This window comes from Mesorhizobium sp. M0060, assembly GCF_040323155.1.
Taxonomy (GTDB): Bacteria; Pseudomonadota; Alphaproteobacteria; order Rhizobiales; family Rhizobiaceae; genus Mesorhizobium.
In genome coordinates, this window is record NZ_JAMYUP010000010.1 from 136,596 (window position 1) to 154,466 (window position 17,871).

The 17,871-nt window shown below is 61.9% G+C and carries 17 protein-coding genes; 5 read left to right on the plus strand and 12 right to left on the minus strand.

The genetic code is table 11. The annotated features are described in order from the left end of the window. Positions 1 to 2: 2 nt before the first annotated feature. Positions 3 to 1,316: a homogentisate 1,2-dioxygenase gene (hmgA, locus tag NKJ94_RS12820; protein WP_352525410.1), complete on the minus strand. Its 1,314-nt coding sequence runs from the start codon at positions 1,314 to 1,316 to the stop codon at positions 3 to 5. A gap of 119 nt (positions 1,317 to 1,435) precedes the next feature. Here hmgA and NKJ94_RS12825 point away from each other — a divergent pair, with 119 nt between their 5' ends. Beyond that, positions 1,436 to 1,912, plus strand: coding sequence for a MarR family winged helix-turn-helix transcriptional regulator (locus NKJ94_RS12825; RefSeq protein ID WP_352525411.1), 477 nt, complete (start codon positions 1,436 to 1,438; stop codon positions 1,910 to 1,912). Positions 1,913 to 1,944: 32 nt separating this feature from the next. On the opposite strand, the gene NKJ94_RS12830 is transcribed toward NKJ94_RS12825, so the two are convergent. Genes NKJ94_RS12830 through NKJ94_RS12840 form a run of 3 tightly spaced genes read right to left on the minus strand, consistent with a single transcriptional unit; the run spans position 1,945 to position 4,886 of the window. Next, the gene (locus NKJ94_RS12830; protein ID WP_352525413.1) at positions 1,945 to 2,568 is read right to left on the minus strand and encodes a DUF4304 domain-containing protein; all 624 of its coding nucleotides are present in this window, start codon (positions 2,566 to 2,568) and stop codon (positions 1,945 to 1,947) included. Between the two features lie 43 nt (positions 2,569 to 2,611). Beyond that, positions 2,612 to 3,646 carry an L-threonine 3-dehydrogenase gene (tdh, locus tag NKJ94_RS12835; protein WP_352525415.1) on the minus strand — a complete coding sequence of 345 codons (1,035 nt, stop codon included), beginning with the start codon at positions 3,644 to 3,646 and terminating at the stop codon, positions 2,612 to 2,614. A 52-nt stretch (positions 3,647 to 3,698) separates the two neighbouring features. After that, a complete protein-coding gene (locus NKJ94_RS12840; protein WP_352525416.1) occupies positions 3,699 to 4,886 on the minus strand; it encodes a glycine C-acetyltransferase in 1,188 nt (395 codons plus the stop codon). Positions 4,887 to 5,152: 266 nt separating this feature from the next. On the opposite strand from NKJ94_RS12840, the gene NKJ94_RS12845 reads away from it, so the two are divergent. Next, positions 5,153 to 7,225 (plus strand): putative bifunctional diguanylate cyclase/phosphodiesterase, encoded by a 2,073-nt coding sequence (locus tag NKJ94_RS12845; protein ID WP_352525418.1) that lies wholly within the window; start codon positions 5,153 to 5,155, stop codon positions 7,223 to 7,225. 60 nt (positions 7,226 to 7,285) lie between these two features. Here the strand turns inward: NKJ94_RS12845 and NKJ94_RS12850 are convergent, their stop codons facing one another. Further along, positions 7,286 to 7,462, minus strand: a complete 177-nt coding sequence (locus NKJ94_RS12850; RefSeq protein ID WP_352525419.1) for a type II toxin-antitoxin system Phd/YefM family antitoxin — start codon at positions 7,460 to 7,462, stop codon at positions 7,286 to 7,288. Positions 7,463 to 7,484: 22 nt separating this feature from the next. Then, the gene (locus NKJ94_RS12855; protein WP_352525420.1) at positions 7,485 to 7,913 is read right to left on the minus strand and encodes a MarR family winged helix-turn-helix transcriptional regulator; all 429 of its coding nucleotides are present in this window, start codon (positions 7,911 to 7,913) and stop codon (positions 7,485 to 7,487) included. 117 nt (positions 7,914 to 8,030) lie between these two features. Here NKJ94_RS12855 and NKJ94_RS12860 point away from each other — a divergent pair, with 117 nt between their 5' ends. Then, positions 8,031 to 8,438: a hypothetical protein gene (locus tag NKJ94_RS12860; RefSeq protein WP_352525421.1), complete on the plus strand. Its 408-nt coding sequence runs from the start codon at positions 8,031 to 8,033 to the stop codon at positions 8,436 to 8,438. A 145-nt stretch (positions 8,439 to 8,583) separates the two neighbouring features. On the opposite strand, the gene NKJ94_RS12865 is transcribed toward NKJ94_RS12860, so the two are convergent. Continuing rightward, positions 8,584 to 10,629, minus strand: a complete 2,046-nt coding sequence (locus tag NKJ94_RS12865; protein ID WP_352525422.1) for an oxidoreductase — start codon at positions 10,627 to 10,629, stop codon at positions 8,584 to 8,586. Between the two features lie 113 nt (positions 10,630 to 10,742). Here NKJ94_RS12865 and queF point away from each other — a divergent pair, with 113 nt between their 5' ends. Beyond that, positions 10,743 to 11,204, plus strand: a complete 462-nt coding sequence (gene queF / locus NKJ94_RS12870; protein WP_352525424.1) for a preQ(1) synthase — start codon at positions 10,743 to 10,745, stop codon at positions 11,202 to 11,204. A gap of 29 nt (positions 11,205 to 11,233) precedes the next feature. On the opposite strand, the gene NKJ94_RS12875 is transcribed toward queF, so the two are convergent. From NKJ94_RS12875 to NKJ94_RS12895, 5 genes are all read right to left on the minus strand, one after another. Beyond that, positions 11,234 to 12,418: a mandelate racemase/muconate lactonizing enzyme family protein gene (locus NKJ94_RS12875; protein WP_352525426.1), complete on the minus strand. Its 1,185-nt coding sequence runs from the start codon at positions 12,416 to 12,418 to the stop codon at positions 11,234 to 11,236. An 11-nt stretch (positions 12,419 to 12,429) separates the two neighbouring features. Further along, positions 12,430 to 12,987, minus strand: coding sequence for a hypothetical protein (locus NKJ94_RS12880; protein ID WP_352525428.1), 558 nt, complete (start codon positions 12,985 to 12,987; stop codon positions 12,430 to 12,432). 4 nt (positions 12,988 to 12,991) lie between these two features. Beyond that, entirely contained in the window at positions 12,992 to 13,471 is a 480-nt protein-coding gene (locus NKJ94_RS12885) for a DUF3828 domain-containing protein (RefSeq protein ID WP_352525429.1), read from the minus strand. Between the two features lie 128 nt (positions 13,472 to 13,599). Next, positions 13,600 to 15,249 carry an ABC transporter substrate-binding protein gene (locus tag NKJ94_RS12890; protein ID WP_352525430.1) on the minus strand — a complete coding sequence of 550 codons (1,650 nt, stop codon included), beginning with the start codon at positions 15,247 to 15,249 and terminating at the stop codon, positions 13,600 to 13,602. A gap of 56 nt (positions 15,250 to 15,305) precedes the next feature. Beyond that, a complete protein-coding gene (locus NKJ94_RS12895; protein WP_352525431.1) occupies positions 15,306 to 16,874 on the minus strand; it encodes a trimethylamine methyltransferase family protein in 1,569 nt (522 codons plus the stop codon). A gap of 92 nt (positions 16,875 to 16,966) precedes the next feature. Here NKJ94_RS12895 and NKJ94_RS12900 point away from each other — a divergent pair, with 92 nt between their 5' ends. After that, the gene (locus NKJ94_RS12900; protein ID WP_352525432.1) at positions 16,967 to 17,869 is read left to right on the plus strand and encodes a LysR substrate-binding domain-containing protein; all 903 of its coding nucleotides are present in this window, start codon (positions 16,967 to 16,969) and stop codon (positions 17,867 to 17,869) included. Positions 17,870 to 17,871: the final 2 nt, after the last annotated feature.

Below are 17,871 nucleotides of genomic sequence, written 5' to 3' on the forward strand. Positions count from 1 at the left end.
GCTCAAGACCAGTCGCCCTCGGGCGTGCCGTTGAAGCGTTTCTTCAGATCGGCCCAGCAGTCGATGTAATCGTCCTGCCGGGTTTCGAGCTCGGCGCCATAGCGTGTCACCATCTGCGGAAAGCGTGTCTCGAACATGAAGGCCATGGTGTTGTCGAGCTTGACCGGTTTCAGCTCCGCGCGCGAGGCCTTTTCGAAGCCAGGCGCATCGGGCCCGTGGGCCAGCATCATGTTGTGCAGGCTGATGCCGCCGGGCACAAAGCCCTCCTCCTTGGCGTCGTACTGGCCATGGATCAGGCCCATGAACTCGCTCATGATGTTGCGGTGATACCAGGGCGGGCGGAACGTATCTTCGGCAACCAGCCAGCGCGGCGGGAAGATGACGAAGTCGATATTGGCCGTGCCTTCCTCGCCACTTGGCGCGGTCAGCACGGTGAAGATCGATGGGTCGGGATGATCGAACAGGATCGCTCCGACCGGCGAAAAGGTCGCAAGATCATATTTGTAGGGCGAATAATTGCCGTGCCACGCCACCACATCCAGCGGTGAATGATCAATCTCGGTGACATGGAACTGGCCACACCATTTCGCGATCAGCCGGCAGGGCGTCTCCTTGTCCTCGAACCACGCACAGGGCGTCTTGAAATCGCGCGGATTGGCCAGGCAATTGGCGCCGATCGGGCCGCGATCCGGCAGCGTCAGCTTGGCGCCGTAATTCTCGCAGACATAGCCGCGCACTTCGGCGTCCACCAGTTCGACCTTGAACACCAAGCCGCGCGGCAGCACGGCGATCTCGCCCGGCCGCAATTCGATGACGCCCATCTCGGTGACGAAGCGCAAGGCTCCAACCTGCGGCACGACCAGCAACTCGCCGTCGGCGTTGAAGAAATGATCGTCGACCATCGAGCGGTTGGCGACATAGACATGTGCCGCCATGCCGGTCTGGCCAAGCACGTCGCCGGCGGTGGTGATGGAGCGCATGCCGGCGATGAAGTCGGTTGGCTCCTTCGGCATCGGCACCGGGCTCCAGCGATACTGGCCGAGCGCCAGTTCGTGATCGCCGAGATTAGGCGCGCTCTTCCACAGCGGACAATTCACCGGCTTGAAGCGGCCGGTGTGCCTGACGCTCGGCCTGATGCGATAGAGCCAGGAGCGTTCATTGGTGCCTCGCGGCGCTGTGAAAGGAGAGCCCGAAAGCTGCTCGGCATAGAGGCCGTAGGCTGGCCGCTGCGGCGAGTTTCGCCCTTGCGGCAGCGAGCCCGGCAAAGTCTCGGTCTCGAAGTCATTGCCGAAACCCGGCATGTAGGAAAAAGCCATCGCATCCTCCCGAATTAAGTTCCGGAGCATCCCTTTGCACTTCGAAAGGTGCCTCGGATTGACCAAACTGGTTTCATTTGTAACCATCGAAAATGTAACCATCAAACGGTGATTTCGGCATGACCCGCCAGCCTGCTCCGTCTGGGCCAACCAGGGAACCGGAAATCCTGGAGCTGGAATCGTTCCTGCCCTACCGGCTCTACCGTCTCTCCGATGCCGTCAGCCGCGAATTCTCGAGGGTCTACAAGGACCGTCACGGCCTGACCCGGCCCGAATGGCGCACGTTGGCCGGGCTCGGCCAGCACGGCACGATGACGGCCACGGCACTTGGCGAGCAATCGGCCATGCACAAGACCAAGGTCTCGCGCGCCGTCTCCGAACTCGAGCGCCGGCGCTGGCTGACCCGCACGCCCGATGAAAAGGATCGGCGGGTCGAGCATCTGGTGTTGACCAAGGCAGGCCTTGCCGCCTATTGCGAAATGGTGCCGTTGGCTAAGGCGTTTGAAAGGGAATTGCTGGCGAGACTTGGTGCGGAAGAGCGGGCGGCGATTGTCGGTGGGGTAGCGGCGCTGGAGGCAAAACTCACCTTGGGTTGAAAATCCTCCCTCAGCTTCGACCGTCGCAGAAATCAGGAGGCTACGGCGGCAGGCGACGCTCCTAAACCGTAATAGGCGCGCTCGGCTTCAATGATGCCTCTGACATAGCTTCGAAATGCTACCGGATCATCAATGTAAGTCAGGATCACCTGCGCCTGCGAAGCCGCGTGTCTTCGAGCGCTTTCAAACAGCCGCCTCGCTGTTTCAAAATCACCTGCCAAGCCGGCCGCCACCCCGGCATTGAGAGCGGGCCATTCGCCGTACGCACCCGGCTGCAATTCATTCACGAGGATCGTCGCCGCCGCATGGACGGAAGGGAACATCGATCGGTGAGCCTGATCGATTTCGACTGCCTCCCTGGCCATTTGACCTACCAAGGGGAAAAACTGCTCTGGGCTCTCGAACTCAACAAAGGAGCCAACGCGCTCAACCCGATCGAATGTCAATGTGTATGGCGGCAAACTCCAAAGCCAGTGAACCGCCACGTTCAGGTAAGTGCCTTTGGACCAAGAGCTGGGCTGAAATTCGACCACACTCAGCCAGAAGCCACGATCAGCGATCCAGACACGTGACCGTCCCCTTCGCCGAAATCCGGCCGGCTGCAATGCAGTTTTTGCCTCCGAAGCAATGATACGTCCGTGCTCGTTTTCCGCCATTTTGGGACTCGCGTGACTCACATAAAGGCAGCAAGCTTGGCGCTCACCAATCCATCACCACCTTGCCCGAATTGCCGCTCTTCATTGCCTCGAAGCCGGAAATATAGTCGTCGATGCCGATGCGGTGGGTGATCAGGCCACTGACATCGAGAGGACCCTGCACCAGCGCAATCATCTTGTACCAGGTCTCGAACATTTCGCGGCCGTAGATACCCTTCAGATGCAGCATCTTGAAGATGACCTTGTTCCAGTCGATCTCGAAGCCGGTCGGCGCGATGCCGAGAATGGCGATCTTGCCGCCATTGTTCATGCTGTCGATCATGTCGCGAAAGGCGGGCGCTGCGCCCGACATTTCAAGGCCGACGTCAAAGCCCTCGGTCATGCCGAGCGCCGGCATCACGTCGCGCAGCTTTTCCTTCGATGCGTCGACGACATGCTGAACGCCGAGCTTTTTCGCCAGTGCCAGGCGCACCGGGTTGATGTCGGTGATGACCACTTTTCGCGCACCGACGCATTGCGCCACCAGTGCGCCCATGATGCCGATCGGCCCGGCGCCAGTGACCAGCACGTCTTCGCCGACGAGGTCGAAGGACAGTGCGGTGTGAACGGCATTGCCTAAGGGATCGAAGATCGCCGCGATCTCGTCCGGCACGTCGTCGGGGATCGGCACGACATTGTGCTGCGGGATCGCCAGATATTCACCGAAGGCGCCCGGCCGGTTGACACCGACGCCAAGCGTGTTGCGGCAAAGGTGCCCCCTGCCCGCCCGGCAGTTGCGGCAATGGCCGCAAACGATATGGCCCTCGCCGGATACGCGCTGGCCGACCTTGTACTCGGTCACCGCCGCGCCGAAATCGGCGACGGTGCCGACGAATTCGTGGCCGGTCACCATCGGCACCGGCACGGTCTTTTGCGCCCACTGGTCCCAATTATAGATGTGAACATCTGTGCCGCAGATCGCGGTCTTCCTGATCTTGATCAGCACGTCGTTGGGGCCGATCTCCGGCACCGGCACCTCTTCCATCCAGATGCCCGGCTCGGCGCGGGCTTTGACGAGGGCCTTCATCATGTTCGACATTCTGTAGTCCCTTGAAAGTCTTGATCGGGGATGGCTTTTCGATTCCGGCCGTTCAGGAAATCACGCCGAGTTCGCGACCGACTGCGGCGAACGCCTCAACCGCACGATCGATGTCGGCGCTGGAATGGGCGGCCGACATCTGCGCGCGGATGCGCGCCTGGCCCTTCGGCACCACCGGGAAGGAGAAGCCGATGACATAGATGCCGCGCTTCAGCATGCGCGCCGCCATCTCCTGCGCAAGCGTCGCGTCGCCCAGCATCACCGGGATGATCGGATGGTCGGCGCCGGCCAGCGTAAAGCCGAGCCTGCCCATCTCGGAGCGAAACCGCGCTGCATTGGCATATAGGCGCTGACGCAACGCATCGCCATTGCGGATCAGCTCGAAAACCCGGATCGAGGCGCCGGCGATCGCCGGCATCAGCGTGTTGGAAAACAGATAGGGGCGCGAGCGCTGGCGTAGCCAGTCGACCACCGGCTTCCTGCCCGACGTGTAGCCGCCCGACGCGCCGCCCAATGCCTTGCCGAGCGTGCCGGTGATGATGTCCACCCTGCCCTCGACGCCGCAATGTTCGGCCGAGCCGCGGCCGTTCTTGCCGACGAAGCCGACCGCATGGCTGTCGTCGACCATCACCATTGCGTCGTACTTCTCGGCGAGATCGCAGACGCCCTTCAGATTGGCAATGATGCCGTCCATGGAAAATACACCATCGGTAGCGATCAGCCGAAAACGGCAATCCATTGCCTCCTTCAGCCGCGCTTCCAGATCGGCCATGTCGTTGTTGGCGTAGCGGAAGCGCTTTGCCTTCGACAGCCGCACGCCGTCGATGATCGAAGCGTGGTTCAGCGCATCGGAGATGACCGCATCCTCCTCGCCGAGCAGCGTCTCGAACAGGCCGCCATTGGCGTCGAAGCAGGAGCCGTAGAGGATCGTGTCCTCCATGCCGAGGAAGCCAGAAATCGTCGCCTCGAGCTGCTTGTGTTCTTCCTGTGTGCCGCAGATAAAACGCACCGACGCCATGCCGTAGCCGTAGCGGTCGAGCGCCTGCTTGGCCGCGTCGCGCAATTCGGCACTGTCGGCGAGGCCGAGATAGTTGTTGGCGCAGAAATTCAGCACCTTCTCGCCGCTCACCTCGATCTCGGCCGACTGCGTCGAGGTGATCACCCGCTCGGATTTGTAGAGACCGGCCGATTTCAGCCCTTCAAGCTCGCTGTCGATGTGGGAGAGGAATGCTGTGGTCATGACCAGGCCCTGTTGAGATCGATGAGGACTGTCGCGCCGCGCGGACGAAAAATCCATCGCAAAAGCGACCGCTTCGGTGGCGCGGCAATGGCACGGCAGCGGCAACGATGTTCAAATGCAGAGGTGCCGCGAAAGATCGCAATAACCATTTTGCGAGCTTTCAACCGTCGCCGCTGCTGCCGGCCTGTTGCTTTCCCGAACCTGTTAACACTTTGAAGCCAAGGTTCTCGCACAAGAATTCGTTAGCGAGAGGGGCCGCCTCAAAAATGTCGCAGCAGCCGGTGCACGCCGTTTCGGGCAGGCTCATGCTCCTGATCAAGTCCGGCTACTGGCTGGCTCTGCTGATCATCGCCGCCATGGTAGTGGCCTCCTTCATCCTGCTGCAACAGATGATGGCGGCCCAGCAGCACAACCAGGCACTGCTCGATGTGGTCAGCACACAAAAAGCCCTGTCGCAACGCATCGTCTTCCTTGCCGGCGCGACCGGCACCGCCTCACGCGACCAGCAGCCGGCCCTGGTTAGCGCGCTTAAGCAAGCGACGGTGGAGTTCGAGAAGAACTACGATCTTCTGCTCGAACGGACCGCCGCCGATCCGGCGTCGCCGGCAAAGTTCGATCCGAAATCGATCGAGAGCGTGCTTTTCGCCAAGCCGTACCATCTCGACTATTTCTCGGTCGGGCTTATCGCCAACGGCGAACGTCTGATCTCGTCATTCGAATCGCGGCTCAACATGGCCGGCAATGGTGGCTACAAGGGCGGAGAGGAGCGCGTCAACCTGAACGCTTCCGTTGCCAACGCAACATTGTCGGGCTATGCCGCACTTGGCCAGCGCATCAGCGCCTTTGCAGACCAGCGATCCGAAACACTTCTCGATCTTAACCGCACATTGTTCTACTCGACCATCGGCGTCATCCTGCTGGTGGCGCTTTTCATTTTCAGGCCGATGTCGAATGCCATCCTGCGCAGGACGCGCGAGCTGGTCGATGCGCGCAATTCCATGGCCTTTATTGCCGTGCATGACGGGCTGACCGGCCTCCACAACCGCACCTTCCTGACCGAGCATTTCGATACGCTGATCAATGCCGCGCAGCGACGGCGTGAACGGGTTGCCGTGGTGCAGTTCGATCTCGACCGGTTCAAGCAGATCAACGACACGTTCGGCCACGCCGCTGGCGATTATGTGCTGGTGGCGGCTGCGCAACGCATGCGTGATTCGTGCCGTACGTCGGATCTCAACGTGCGTCTCGGCGGCGATGAATTCGTCATGATTCTCAACGGCACCGGCAGCACCGAGGACATCGATACCGTCGCCAGGCGCATCCTGACCAAGCTCAACAAGCCGATCGTCTTTCGAGGCACGACGATCCATCCGGGCGTAAGTGCCCGGATTGCGGTCTATCCTGTCGACGCCGATAATGCGCAGGATCTGCTCGTCCATGCCGATCTGGCGCTGTATTCCGCCAAGAAGCACGGCGGCGGCAGCTTGTCGTTCTTCTCCGAGGAGCTGAGACGCGAACTCGATTATCGCAAGCAGCTCGAGCTCGACATCAGGACCGCCATCTCGGAGAAGGCGTTCGAAGTCTATTTCCAGCCGCAGGTGTCGCTGTCGAACGGCGCCATCAGCGGCATCGAGGCTCTGGTTCGCTGGAGACATGCCGAGCGCGGCATGATCGCGCCGGGCGAGTTCATTCCGGTCGCGGAAAAATGCGGTCTGATGCCCGAGATCGGCCGGATCGTCATTGCCAAGGCGATCAACGAAGCAGCCGAATGGAACCGCGCAGGCATCGGCTTCGGACGGATCGCCGTCAACGTGTCCGGTTCGGAGCTGCGCGAGACAGATTTCGAAGTCTTCCTGTTCGGTACGCTGGAAAGGGCCGGCCTGCCCGCGCACAAACTATCGCTGGAGATCGTCGAATCCGTCATTCTCGACGACGAGAAGACCGGTATCGCGGCAAAGCTGCGGCACATCCGCGCCGCCGGCATCCATCTTGAGCTCGATGATTTCGGCACCGGCTACGCATCGCTCAGCCATGTCAATCCAAATGAGATCGACCGGCTGAAGATCGACCGCCGCTTCGTCCAGAACATCAACGAGAACAGCGGCAACACCAAGATCGTGCGTGCCCTCACCGAGCTCGCTCGCGGTCTCGGCATCTCGATCGTTGCCGAGGGCGCCGAAACCGAAGCCGAGCTCGACTCACTGATGGCGATCGGCTGCGACCAGGTGCAAGGCTATTCCATCGCTTTCCCGATGCCGCCGGACAGCGTGCGCGAATGGCTGGTGGCACGAGCACCGAAGAAGGCCAAGCTGACGGTTCTGCAGGGCCGCCTGGCGTAGATCCGTCACAGGCTGGCTTTGCGAACCGACCCGACGAGCCGAGGCGGAAGGTAGTCCCTGTCAGCGGGAAAAGCCGCCAGCACTGGGCGCACGTGCCAGGCTTTCATAGTCCTGGAACGACAAAATGTCCGCCTGCTTGCGGCCATGCCGCGTTATGTGGCCGGCTCTCCCGCGGACGACCTGATCGAGCATCGCCGAGAGTGTAGCCCTGGCATCCTTCAGCGAAATTTCGCGCACGGCGTTTTCCTAGCCTAAATTTCTAGCCTTCGACATTGGCCCGCAGCGCAGCCAGCACCTCTGCAAATTCCGCCAGCCTTTCGTCGGACAATCCCTTCCGCAGCCGTTTGTCGAAGGCGAACGCGGCGGTGCGCAATTTCAGGAACAACGCCTCTCCGGCTGGGGTCAGCTCCACCTGGTGAACCCGGCGGTTCTCGGGATCGCGGCGCCGGATCAGCAGGCCTTGCGTCTCCATGGCGTTGAGGTGGTGGGTCAGCGTTGCGCCCCGGATGCCGATCATGCCGGCGAGCTCGCGTTGGTTGGCCAGCTCCCGCGACTTGACCGACAGCAGCGTGACCCAGACCGGCAGCGTGCCGCCGACCTCGACGAGGGCAGCGTCGAAGGCCTGCGCGACCAGCTTGGCGGTGCGGGCGAGATTCATCCCGATCGGCGGACGGTCAAAGGGCGTCATGATCCGACACTAGAACAAGGGCAAAGCCTATGGAACCGGCTCGAGCTTATACATTGACATCTAATCATTTGATATCTATCCATATGGTTAGCGGTGGGCAAGAGAGGAAATGCGGTCATGCAATATGTCTACATCATCGTCCTCGGCCTTCACGTCATGGCGGGTGTGTTCTGGGCCGGCACCACCATCGCGGTTGCCCGCGAACCGGAGATCCGGGCGGAACGTTTCTTCCGGCCGCAAATGGGCGCGGCCGGCGTGGTTTTCCTCACTGGTTTGCTGCTCTGGTATTTCTTCCACAACGGCTCTTTCGGCTCGATGGAGAAGGTCCTGGCGCTGGGCATCTTGACTGCCTTGATTGCCGCCGGAGTTCAGGGCGCACTGGTAGGTTCCGCCATCAGGCGGCTGGCTAGCGCTGATGTGGCGACGCAAACCCAGTTGCGCGCGAAGATGACAAAAGGCGAACGCATCGCCGGCGGGCTGCTGGTCATCACCGTGTTCTGCATGGCCACCGCCAGAATGTTTTGAGCGGGGCTGCCAACAACAATCGCCAGATCGTACGGTGCCCGGCGGTAGCCGGCGGCGTGCGCGGCGCGCAGAACGAGCCAAAGTACCGTGGTGGCTCTCCGTACGGAGGTTCGGCTGCGCGCCACCAATCAATCCAAAATATTCTTCAGATCCGCAAGCCGAACCTGATGCCGTCATAAATCGCAGCGTGGATATTGCGTGAGGCTACCGCGTCGCCGATGCGAAAGACCACGAAACCGCCTTGCGGATTGCGCGCAGGAAAGATGTCACCGCCATTGACCAGCCGCTCGTAATCGATCGCGCCGCCGTTCTTCGACAGCGGCTTCAGCGCCAGGTAGAGATCGTCGAGCGGCAGCGTGCCGTGCTCGACCACCACCTGGTCGACCCGCCGCTCTCCGCGCCAGCCATCGGCGAAGTCGGAGCCGAGCTCCGCAACCAGCTGATTGCCCTCGCGCCGCACCGAATGCAGCCGCGTGTTGATGGTTATGGTGACGCCTTTTTCCTGGAAGGCGCGCATATAGGGCACATGGTTCATGCCGCCCATTTCCGGGGCGAAGAAGCGCTCTGGTGAAACCAGCTCCAGCCTGGCGCCGCTATTGGCGATCAGTTCGGCAGCACCCATGCCCTGATGGCCGCCATTGTCGTCATAGAGCAGTACATTCTCGGCCGGCTTGATGCTGCCGGCCATGATGTCCCAGCTCGAGGTGACGAGATGGTCGCCCGCCGTTAGAGGCGGGTTCTGCGGCAGCCCGCCGGTGGCGATCACCACCACGTCCGGCGACAACGCCAGCACGTCGTCCTTCTCCGCCCAGCTGTCGTAGCGGATCTCGACGCCGAGCCGGTCGAGTTCGGCCAGCCGCCAGTCGATGATGCCGATCAATTCCTTGCGGCGCGGGTTCTGCGTTGCCAGCCGCACTTGCCCTCCGGCTTGGCTCGATGCTTCCAGCATTGTCACCTGGTGCCCGCGCTCGGCCGCGACACGCGCCGCCTCCAGCCCGCCGGCGCCTGCGCCGACCACGATCACCTTCCGCTTTGGTCCCTGGGTCCTCGGGATGATGTGCGGGATATCAGCCTCGCGGCCCGTTGCCGCATTGTGGATGCACAGCGCCTCGCCGCCCTCATAGATGCGGTCGAGGCAATAGGTGGCGCCGACGCAAGGGCGGATCTCGTGCTCGCGGCCCTCCATCACTTTTTTGACGATGTGTGGGTCGGCGATGTGGGCACGCGTCATGCCGACCATGTCCAGCTTGCCGGTGGCGATGGCGTGACGCGCGGTGGCGACGTCGGAAATCCGCGCCGCATGGAAGGTCGGGAATTTCGTCGCCGCCCTGATCTCGCCGGCAAAGTCGAGATGCGGCGACGAGCGCATGCCGGTCACCGGAATGACTTTGGTCAGCGCCGCGTCGGTCTCGATCGAGCCGCGGATGATGTTAAGGAAATCGACCTTGCCGGAACCAGCCAGCCGCCTGGCGATTTCGACACCCTCCTCTTTCGACAGGCCTTTCTCGAAATCCTCGTCGGCGACCATGCGGATGCCGACGACGAATTTTTGGCCGACCGCCGCCCGCACCGCGTCGAGCACCATGCCGGTGAAGCGCAAGCGGTTGTCGAGCGAGCCGCCGAAATCATCGTCGCGCTGGTTGGTGGCCGGCGACCAGAAGCCATCCATCAGATGGCCGTAGGCCTCGAACTCGATGCCGTCGAGGCCAGCGGCCTGGCAGCGCTGGGCGGCCGCGGCGTAGTCGACGACGATGCGCTCGATGTCCCAGTCCTCGATGGTCTTGGGGAAGGCGCGATGCGCCGGCTCGTGCACCGGCGAGGCCGACAGCACCGGCAGCCAGTCGGCCTTGTTCCAGCCGGTGCGGCGGCCGAGATGGGTGATCTGGATCATCACCTTGCAGTCATGCTCGTGGCAGGCGTCGGTCAGCTCGGCGAGCCACGGCACGATGCGGTCGTCATAGACATGCAGGTTGCCGAAGGCAGCCGGACTGTCGCGCGAGACGATCGCCGAGCCGGCGGTCATGGTCAGCGCCATGCCGCCCTTGGCCTTTTCGGCATGATAGAGCCGGTAGCGCTCTTTCGGCATGCCGTCCTCGGAATAGGCCGGCTCATGGCTGGTCGACATGACCCGGTTCTTCAGCGTCAGATGCTTGAGCTGATAGGGCTGGAGAAGCGGATCGTTGCTGGTCATCGTCTTCCTGCTGTTTCAAATTGTGCTAATGAGCGGCAAATTTTGTTTTTACGCATGTCGCTGTCCCAAATCCGCTGCACAGTTTTGGGCGACATGCAGCAAGGAACCTGCTCATGACCGATACGAAAAACCTCACCCAGCTCGGCGCCAACGTCGAGGCGCCACAGAGCCCTGAAGCGGCCGTCCTGGAAACCGTCCCGTTTTCGCGCGGCGACGGCCCGCCCGCCATCGTTCGCTTCACCTGCCCGGAATTCACCTCGCTGTGCCCGGTCACCGGCCAGCCGGACTTCGCCCATATCGTCATCGACTACGCACCCGATGCGCTGCTGGTGGAATCGAAGTCGCTCAAGCTGTTCATGACCTCGTTTCGCAACCATGGCGCCTTCCACGAAGAATGCACCGTCATGATCGGCCGCCGCATCATCGCCGCAACCAAGCCATTGTGGTTGCGCATCGGCGGCTACTGGTATCCGCGCGGCGGCATTCCGATCGACGTGTTCTGGCAAACCGGCGCGCCGCCGGAAGGTGTGTGGCTGCCCGACACCGGCGTCGCCCCCTATCGCGGGCGCGGGTGAGCCTGAGTTTCTAAGGAAAATACGTTGCATCAGTTGAGCGGCAGCCGCCGGTAGCGGCTAGGGTTGTTCGGGTCGCTGAAATGGTGCATCGGCCCGTGTTCGGCGAAGTGCGCTGACCAGCGTTTCATTGCCGCCGGGGCGAGCTCGACACCCAGCCCGTCACCTTCCGGCACGCGCACCGTGTTGGCGATCTGTTTGAACGGGCCGTCCTTGATCACGTCGCCGATCTGCCAGCGAAACAGCGATTGCGACGCCTCGCTGATCCATGGCGTTGCCGCCACGACGTGCAGATAAGCCGATGTCATGATGCCGAGATCGTTCGAATAGCACCAGAACCCCTTGCCCATCGCCTCACAGGCGGCGATGAATTTCAGAGTTTTCGACAATCCGCCGAGTGCTGCGAAATTGCAGACGAAGTAATCCGGCGCACCGAGCGCGACTGCCCGTCTGAGATCCGGGATGTGCGTCGAGAACGGAATGCGCGAATGCTGGCGCAGCGCAGCCATCTCCTCGAAGGTCGCGACCGGATCCTCGTAGTTGCGGATGTTGAACGGCTCAATCTCGCGCAGCACCCAGCGCGCTGTGGTCAGCGACCACTGCATGTTTGAATCGAGTTTGATCTGCGCTTTATCGCCAAGCGCCTCGCGCAGCATGCGCACTGTCCTGATCTCGAGCTCGGGATCGCCCATGATCAGCTTGCCCTCGAAGATCGTCGAGCCGTGCTGTTCTCGCATGCCGAGACAGTAGTCGACGATCGCTTCGGCGGTCATCTCGCCACCGGCTCCGCCTTGAGCGGGGCGAAAGGCGAAATATTCCGAAAACGGAATGTCCTTGCGCACCGCGCCGCCGAGCAGCTTGTAGAGCGGCATGCCGAAGACCTTGCCTCTTATATCCCACAGCGCCAGTTCGACGGCGCCGAACGCCACCGTGGCTGCATTCTCGCCGGTGTTGGCGGTAATCTGCCAGGGCGGCACGCAGCGCGCCTCGCAGTCGGCGATGTCGAGCGGATCGGCGCCAATCAGCGCCGGCGCGATCTCGGCCTTGATCACCTCGCCGAAATGCCACCATGGCGCCTCGCCCAGTCCGACCACGCCTTCGTCCGTCTCGACCTCGATGATCGATTTCGAGGCGCCGCCGTAGAGACCAGCCGTCCACCAGAACGGAGCATCGAGCGGGACGTTGACGTGGGTGACGCGGATGTTGGTGATCTTCATCGGTTCCGTTCTCACTCGCACTGGTATTGGCTTAGCGCCCATTCGCCTGTCACCGAGAGCAGGTCCGATATCTTCCAGTCGCCATCGACTTTCCTGAATTTCCACTCCAGCCGGTGCGGGTTGCCGGCGACGATGAAGGCGACGACGACCTTGGCCGCATCGCCCTTGACCGCTTCGATGGTCTTCAGGCTCTTGTCGATCTCGGCCTTGTCGTATTCGGCATTGTCGAGCGCCATGTTGGGATCGAGGCATTCGCCCTGCCCCGACTTCCGCAGCGCATCGCTCTTGTCGAGCACCGACTTCGCCGGATCGGTGAAATGGCCCCGCTGAGCCGGATCGACCTCGAGCCCGGCATGCTCGTAGAACGGCTTCACCACCGCCGTCGGCGAGCCAGGCTGCACGGGTGCGGCCGGTGCGTTTTCTGGCGGCGGCGACGCTGCCGGCGGAGGTGCCGCATTGTCGGCCGGCGCGTTTGCGGGCGGCGCGCCGAACAGGCCCTGAGCGGCGGCGCTGCTCAATCCGGCCAGCAGGCACGCAGTCGCCAGAACCCAGGGACGGCAGCAGAGCACGGCATCACTCCGGGGGCTGCCCGGCCAGGCATTCGAGCGCACTCAGTGTCCAGCCGCTGGTCTTCGAGGTGATGTCGGCGATCTTCCACTGGCCGTCGATCTTCTTGAGCGACCAGACCATTTCGCGTTTGGAACCATCGCCTTCCGGGAAAAGATTGAACGTCGCTGTCACTTGGGCGCTGTCGCCATCCAGCGTTTCGGCCAGCGTCAGCGTCTTGGCTACGGTCTTCTCGTCATAGTCCTGCGCATCGAGACCAGGAGCGAAGTCGATGCAAGGAACTTCATCTGGATGGTTCTTTGCCGCATTGTCGTTCAGTTCGAACAGTTTCGTCACCGGCGCGGTGAAGCGGTCGCGATATTGCGCATCGGCCTCGAATTTGACCGACGGGACATAAAAGAACTTCACGGCGTTGGCAGCAGGGCCGGCAAGCGCGGCCGCCGGCAAGGCAATCGAAAGCGCGGCAACAAAAAGTGGCTGTTTCATGCGTGTCCCCGATTGTTCACTGACAGAAGCTATCAGTACCACGCATCTTGCCTGTCGGCTTTCTTGCGGTCCATGAAATCCTGCAACGCTTCGTCGGCTGGCATAGGTGACTGCCTTGGGGAGTTAACTCAGGCGTCTAGCCAGACGTTCTGGAGATCCATCTCGAAGGTCTGGTGGACACCGTAGTTTTTCACCTTCTTGTTCGTGTGGCTGAACAGCTTCTGCCAGAACGGCTGAACGATAACGCCCGAATCCTGCAGGATCTGCTCGACGTCCTTCATGACCTCGCGGCGCTTCTCCACGTCGATGAGCGAGAGAGCCTGCTTGAGCTTGGCGTCGAAATCAGGATTCGAGTAGCCGGTTTCGTTCCAGGCCTCGCCGGTGCGATAGCCCAGCGCCAACACCTGGACGCCAAGCGGGCGCATGTACCAGATGGTCATCGAATAGGGGTATTTCGTCCAGTCGTTCCAGAAGGTCGAACCCGGCAGCACGGTGCGCTTCACCTTGATTCCGGCGTCGCGCAACTGGCCGGCAATCGCGTCGCCGGTGTTCTTCTGCCAATCGTCCTCGACGGTGATCAGTTCATGCTCGAAGTCGGCCTGCCCAGCCTCGGCCATCAGCTTCTTGGCGCCCGCGGCGTCGCGTGTCTTCTTGGGCAGCGCGTAGTATTCCGGATGAATGGGGCTGACGTGGTGGTTTTCACCAACGGTGCCTCGCCCGGCATAGCCGAGTTCGAGCACCGCTTTGTTGTCGACGGCCATCTGGAGGGCGTTGCGGACGCGCTTGTCGTCGTAGGGTTTGTGCGTGACGTTGGTCCGGGCAACGAGCGTGGTCGCTGTCGCGACCTCCGATTTTACCAGCCCCATCTTGTCCAAGATGTCTATGAAGTCGGCGGGCGTCTCGAAGTTGAGATCGATTTCGCCGGAGTCGAATGCATTTATCGACGCGTTGAAATCGGTTCCGTAGTCGATGAATTCTACGCCGTCGAGAAGCGCTTCGCCGCCCCACCATTTGCCATTCTCACGACGCTTGACGACCGCTTTCTGACCGACCGAATAAGACACCAGTTCGAACGGCCCGGTGCCAATCGGCTTCTCGATCGGATTGGCGCCATCAGCGTCGAAGTTGCGATGGACCACGAGCGCCGGATAGTCGGTGAAATTCGGGATCAGCGAGATGTCCGGCTCGTTCAGCTTCAACTTCACCGTGTTGTCGTCGACCTTGGCGATCGCGCCATCCCTCGCCTTGCCGGTTTTTGCGTCGATCAGCGCACCGACGCGCGCGGCCATGGAATTGCCGGCGGCAGCCTTCTCACACCAGCGCGTCAGATTGTAGACCACATCATCGGCGCTGAAAGCATCGCCGTTGTTCCAGGTGATGCCCTTACGCACGTGCAGCACATATTCGGTGGCGTCGTCGTTGACCTCCCAGCTTTCGAGCAGGACCGGCTCGAATGTGAACTGGCGGGTGTAGCGGACAAGCGGCTCCAGCCAGCAGCGTGAAATGTTCGCAAGTTCCACCCAGTCGTAGGTGCGCGGATCCTTTTGTGCCTTCACCGACATCGAAACGTGCAGCGTTCCGCCTTTCTTCGGCTCGTCAGCCAAAGCCCGTTCTGGGACGGCAAGACCGATCATGCCGTAGGCAAGGGCCGTCGATGCGCCGAAGGCGCTTGCCAGCGCCAGAAACTCGCGCCGGTCCACACGACCTGCACGAACGTCGCTGGCCATCGCTTCGATGGCGCTCGGTATCCGATCACCGTTGCTTCTGAAGAGTGTCATTTTTTCCTCCGTCTTTCCGCATTATGCGACGTGCGGCGTTGATCGCCATCTGATGTTCAGTACCAGGCATCCGTCATTTCGTTCTTTTTGCGGTCCATGAAATCCTGCAGCGCCTCGTCTATTGCCTGGTCGAGCGGCGGCGGCTGATATTCGGCCAGCGCCTTCTTCCAGCGCCGGTTGGCGCGGATCGCGGCATCTTCCGATCCGGCTGCCTCCCATTTCTCGAAGGGTTCGTTGTCGGCGATTTCGGAATCCCAGAACGCAGTCTCGTAATTGGCCAAAGTATGGGCCGAACCGAAGAAGTGGCTGCCCGGCCCGACCTCCCTGAAGGCGTCGAGTGCCAGCTGGTTGTCATCGATCTTGACGCCGTCGAGATAGGTGTGCAGCGCGCCGCAGAAATCGGCGTCCATGACGAACTTTTCGTAGGACATCGACAGAAGGCCGTCGAGAAAGCCGGCCGAATGCAAGATGAAATTGGCGCCGCAATGCACCGCCGCGAGCATCGACATGGTGGCTTCGTTCATCGCATGCGCGTCAGGCAGCTTCGAGGTGGTGAAATTGCCGGAGCACCGCAGCGGCAGGTTGAGCCGCCGCGCCAACTGGCCGATGACCATCGAGCCGATCGCCGGCTCCGGGGTACCGAAGGTCGGCGATCCCGAACGCAGCGACATCGACGACAGGAAATTGCCGAAGATCACCGGCGCACCGGGCCGCTCCAACTGGGTCAGCGCGCAGCCGGCCATGGTTTCGGCGAGTGACTGAGCAATGGCGCCGGCATTGGTCACCGGACCCATGGCGCCGCCGAGGATGAACGGCACGATCACCGCCGCCTGGTTGGCGCGGGCATAGGCGCGCAGCGCCGTCGTCATCGTCGCGTCCCAGACCAGCGGGGAGTTGACATTGACGTTGCCGAGGATGACGCAATTCTGGTCGACAAAATCGCGGCCAAAGACGATGCGTGCCATGTCGATTGAATCTTCCGCCCGGCTTTCGGCCGTCACCGAGCCCATGAAGCCGCGGTCGGAATATTTGATGTGGCTGTAGACCATGTCGAGATGGCGCTTGTTGACCGGCACATCGACCGGCTCGCAGATGGTGCCGCCGGAATGGTGCAGCCAGGGCGAGGACTGCGCCAGCTTCACGAAGTTACGGAAATCCTCGATCGTGCCGTAGCGGCGGCCCTTGTCGATATCCATGACGAAGGGCGAGCCATAGGCTGGCGAGAAGACGACGCTTTTGCCGCCGATCTCGACCGAATTGGCCGGGTTGCGTGCATGCTGGGTGAAGCTTGCCGGCGCGGTCTTCAGGATCTCACGCAGCATGCCGGGCTCGAACCTGACCAGCGCGCCATCGATGGCGGCCCCTGCCCGCTTCCAATGCGCCAATACCACGGGATCGTCGCGAAATTCGATGCCGATCTCGGCCAGGATACGATCGGCCGTCGCCTCGATGCGCAGCAGGTTTTCCTCCGACAGGATGTCGTAGGTCGGAATGTTGCGGACGATATAGGGCCGGCTGAGCCCTTCCGAGCCATGCGAACGCAGCTCGCGCCGGGCGATGCGGCCACCACCGCGCTCGCGGCGTTTTGCCGGTTCGGTCGTCGTTTCAACCGCCGGTGCGTTCATGCAGGCTCCATCTTGCTGTTGGCGACCAATCTAGCCGGACAAAATGCAGCTGTGACGCTGGAAAATCCTGATCTCTTGTATAAGCTCAGCTTATGCGGAGCTTGCGCCATCTGCTGCCCTCGGCCGGCAGCCTGATCGTTTTCGAGGCCGCCGGGCGGCTGTCGAGCTTTACCGCCGCCGGGCGGGAGCTCGGCATTACGCAGGCTGCCGTGTCCTATGCGATCCGCGGGCTTGAAGAACAGCTCGGCGCGAAACTCTTCCAGCGCCGCCATCGACAGGTCAGTCTTACCGAAGCCGGCGATCGCTTTCATGCCGACGTCTCGCTCGGCCTGTCGCACATCCGCAAGTCGGCGGAGGATCTGCGCCAGATCGTCGTCGGCGCTCATGTGACGCTCTCCGCCTCAACCGCCTTCGCCTCGTTCTGGATGATGCCGCGCCTGCAGCAGTTTCGCGACGAATTGCCGGGGATCGACCTGCGCATCCAGACCGCCGACCGCGATCTCGACATCATCGCCGAAGACATCCCGCTCGGCGTTCGTGGTGGCGAGCCCAAGGACTGGCCGGATTATCATTCGCTGCCGCTGGCCGATGAGGAAATATTCCCGGTTGCGGGCGCGAGCTATGTGGCACGGTTCGGGCTGCCCGAGAGCGTCGCAGATCTTCCATCGCACCGTCTCATTCATCTCGAAGAGCCGTTTCGCGAGGCCGCCAGCTGGGACGAGTGGTTCCACTCGGCCGGTGTCGACATCGCCGATGCCGGGCGTGGCTTGCGCATCAACGACTATGCCTTGGTGATCCAGGCAGTCATGGAAGGGCAAGGCATCGCGCTCGGCTGGGGTCACCTCGCCGAGCGGCTGTTGGCATCGGGGCTGCTGGTGCGCGTAACCAACCACACGATGACGACCGGCAAGGGCTTTCATGTCATCTGGTCGAGAAACCGCGAGCTCAGCGACAATGCTCGCAAGGTGCGAGACTGGCTGGCCGCGCAGGCGTGAGG

What these genes read in the sequence shown, in the direction of transcription:
- tdh (WP_352525415.1), bottom strand. Translation starts at nt 3,646, where the DNA reads ATGTCGAACATGATGAAGGCCCTCGTCAAAGCCCGCGCCGAGCCGGGC.
- queF (WP_352525424.1), top strand. Translation starts at nt 10,743, where the DNA reads ATGACCGATACGAAAAACCTCACCCAGCTCGGCGCCAACGTCGAGGCG.
- NKJ94_RS12845 (WP_352525418.1), top strand. Translation starts at nt 5,153, where the DNA reads ATGTCGCAGCAGCCGGTGCACGCCGTTTCGGGCAGGCTCATGCTCCTG.
- hmgA (WP_352525410.1), bottom strand. Translation starts at nt 1,316, where the DNA reads ATGGCTTTTTCCTACATGCCGGGTTTCGGCAATGACTTCGAGACCGAG.
- NKJ94_RS12900 (WP_352525432.1), top strand. Translation starts at nt 16,967, where the DNA reads ATGCGGAGCTTGCGCCATCTGCTGCCCTCGGCCGGCAGCCTGATCGTT.
- NKJ94_RS12860 (WP_352525421.1), top strand. Translation starts at nt 8,031, where the DNA reads ATGCAATATGTCTACATCATCGTCCTCGGCCTTCACGTCATGGCGGGT.
- NKJ94_RS12890 (WP_352525430.1), bottom strand. Translation starts at nt 15,249, where the DNA reads ATGACACTCTTCAGAAGCAACGGTGATCGGATACCGAGCGCCATCGAA.
- NKJ94_RS12875 (WP_352525426.1), bottom strand. Translation starts at nt 12,418, where the DNA reads ATGAAGATCACCAACATCCGCGTCACCCACGTCAACGTCCCGCTCGAT.
- NKJ94_RS12840 (WP_352525416.1), bottom strand. Translation starts at nt 4,886, where the DNA reads ATGACCACAGCATTCCTCTCCCACATCGACAGCGAGCTTGAAGGGCTG.
- NKJ94_RS12855 (WP_352525420.1), bottom strand. Translation starts at nt 7,913, where the DNA reads ATGACGCCCTTTGACCGTCCGCCGATCGGGATGAATCTCGCCCGCACC.
- NKJ94_RS12885 (WP_352525429.1), bottom strand. Translation starts at nt 13,471, where the DNA reads ATGAAACAGCCACTTTTTGTTGCCGCGCTTTCGATTGCCTTGCCGGCG.
- NKJ94_RS12825 (WP_352525411.1), top strand. Translation starts at nt 1,436, where the DNA reads ATGACCCGCCAGCCTGCTCCGTCTGGGCCAACCAGGGAACCGGAAATC.
- NKJ94_RS12830 (WP_352525413.1), bottom strand. Translation starts at nt 2,568, where the DNA reads ATGGCGGAAAACGAGCACGGACGTATCATTGCTTCGGAGGCAAAAACT.
- NKJ94_RS12895 (WP_352525431.1), bottom strand. Translation starts at nt 16,874, where the DNA reads ATGAACGCACCGGCGGTTGAAACGACGACCGAACCGGCAAAACGCCGC.
- NKJ94_RS12865 (WP_352525422.1), bottom strand. Translation starts at nt 10,629, where the DNA reads ATGACCAGCAACGATCCGCTTCTCCAGCCCTATCAGCTCAAGCATCTG.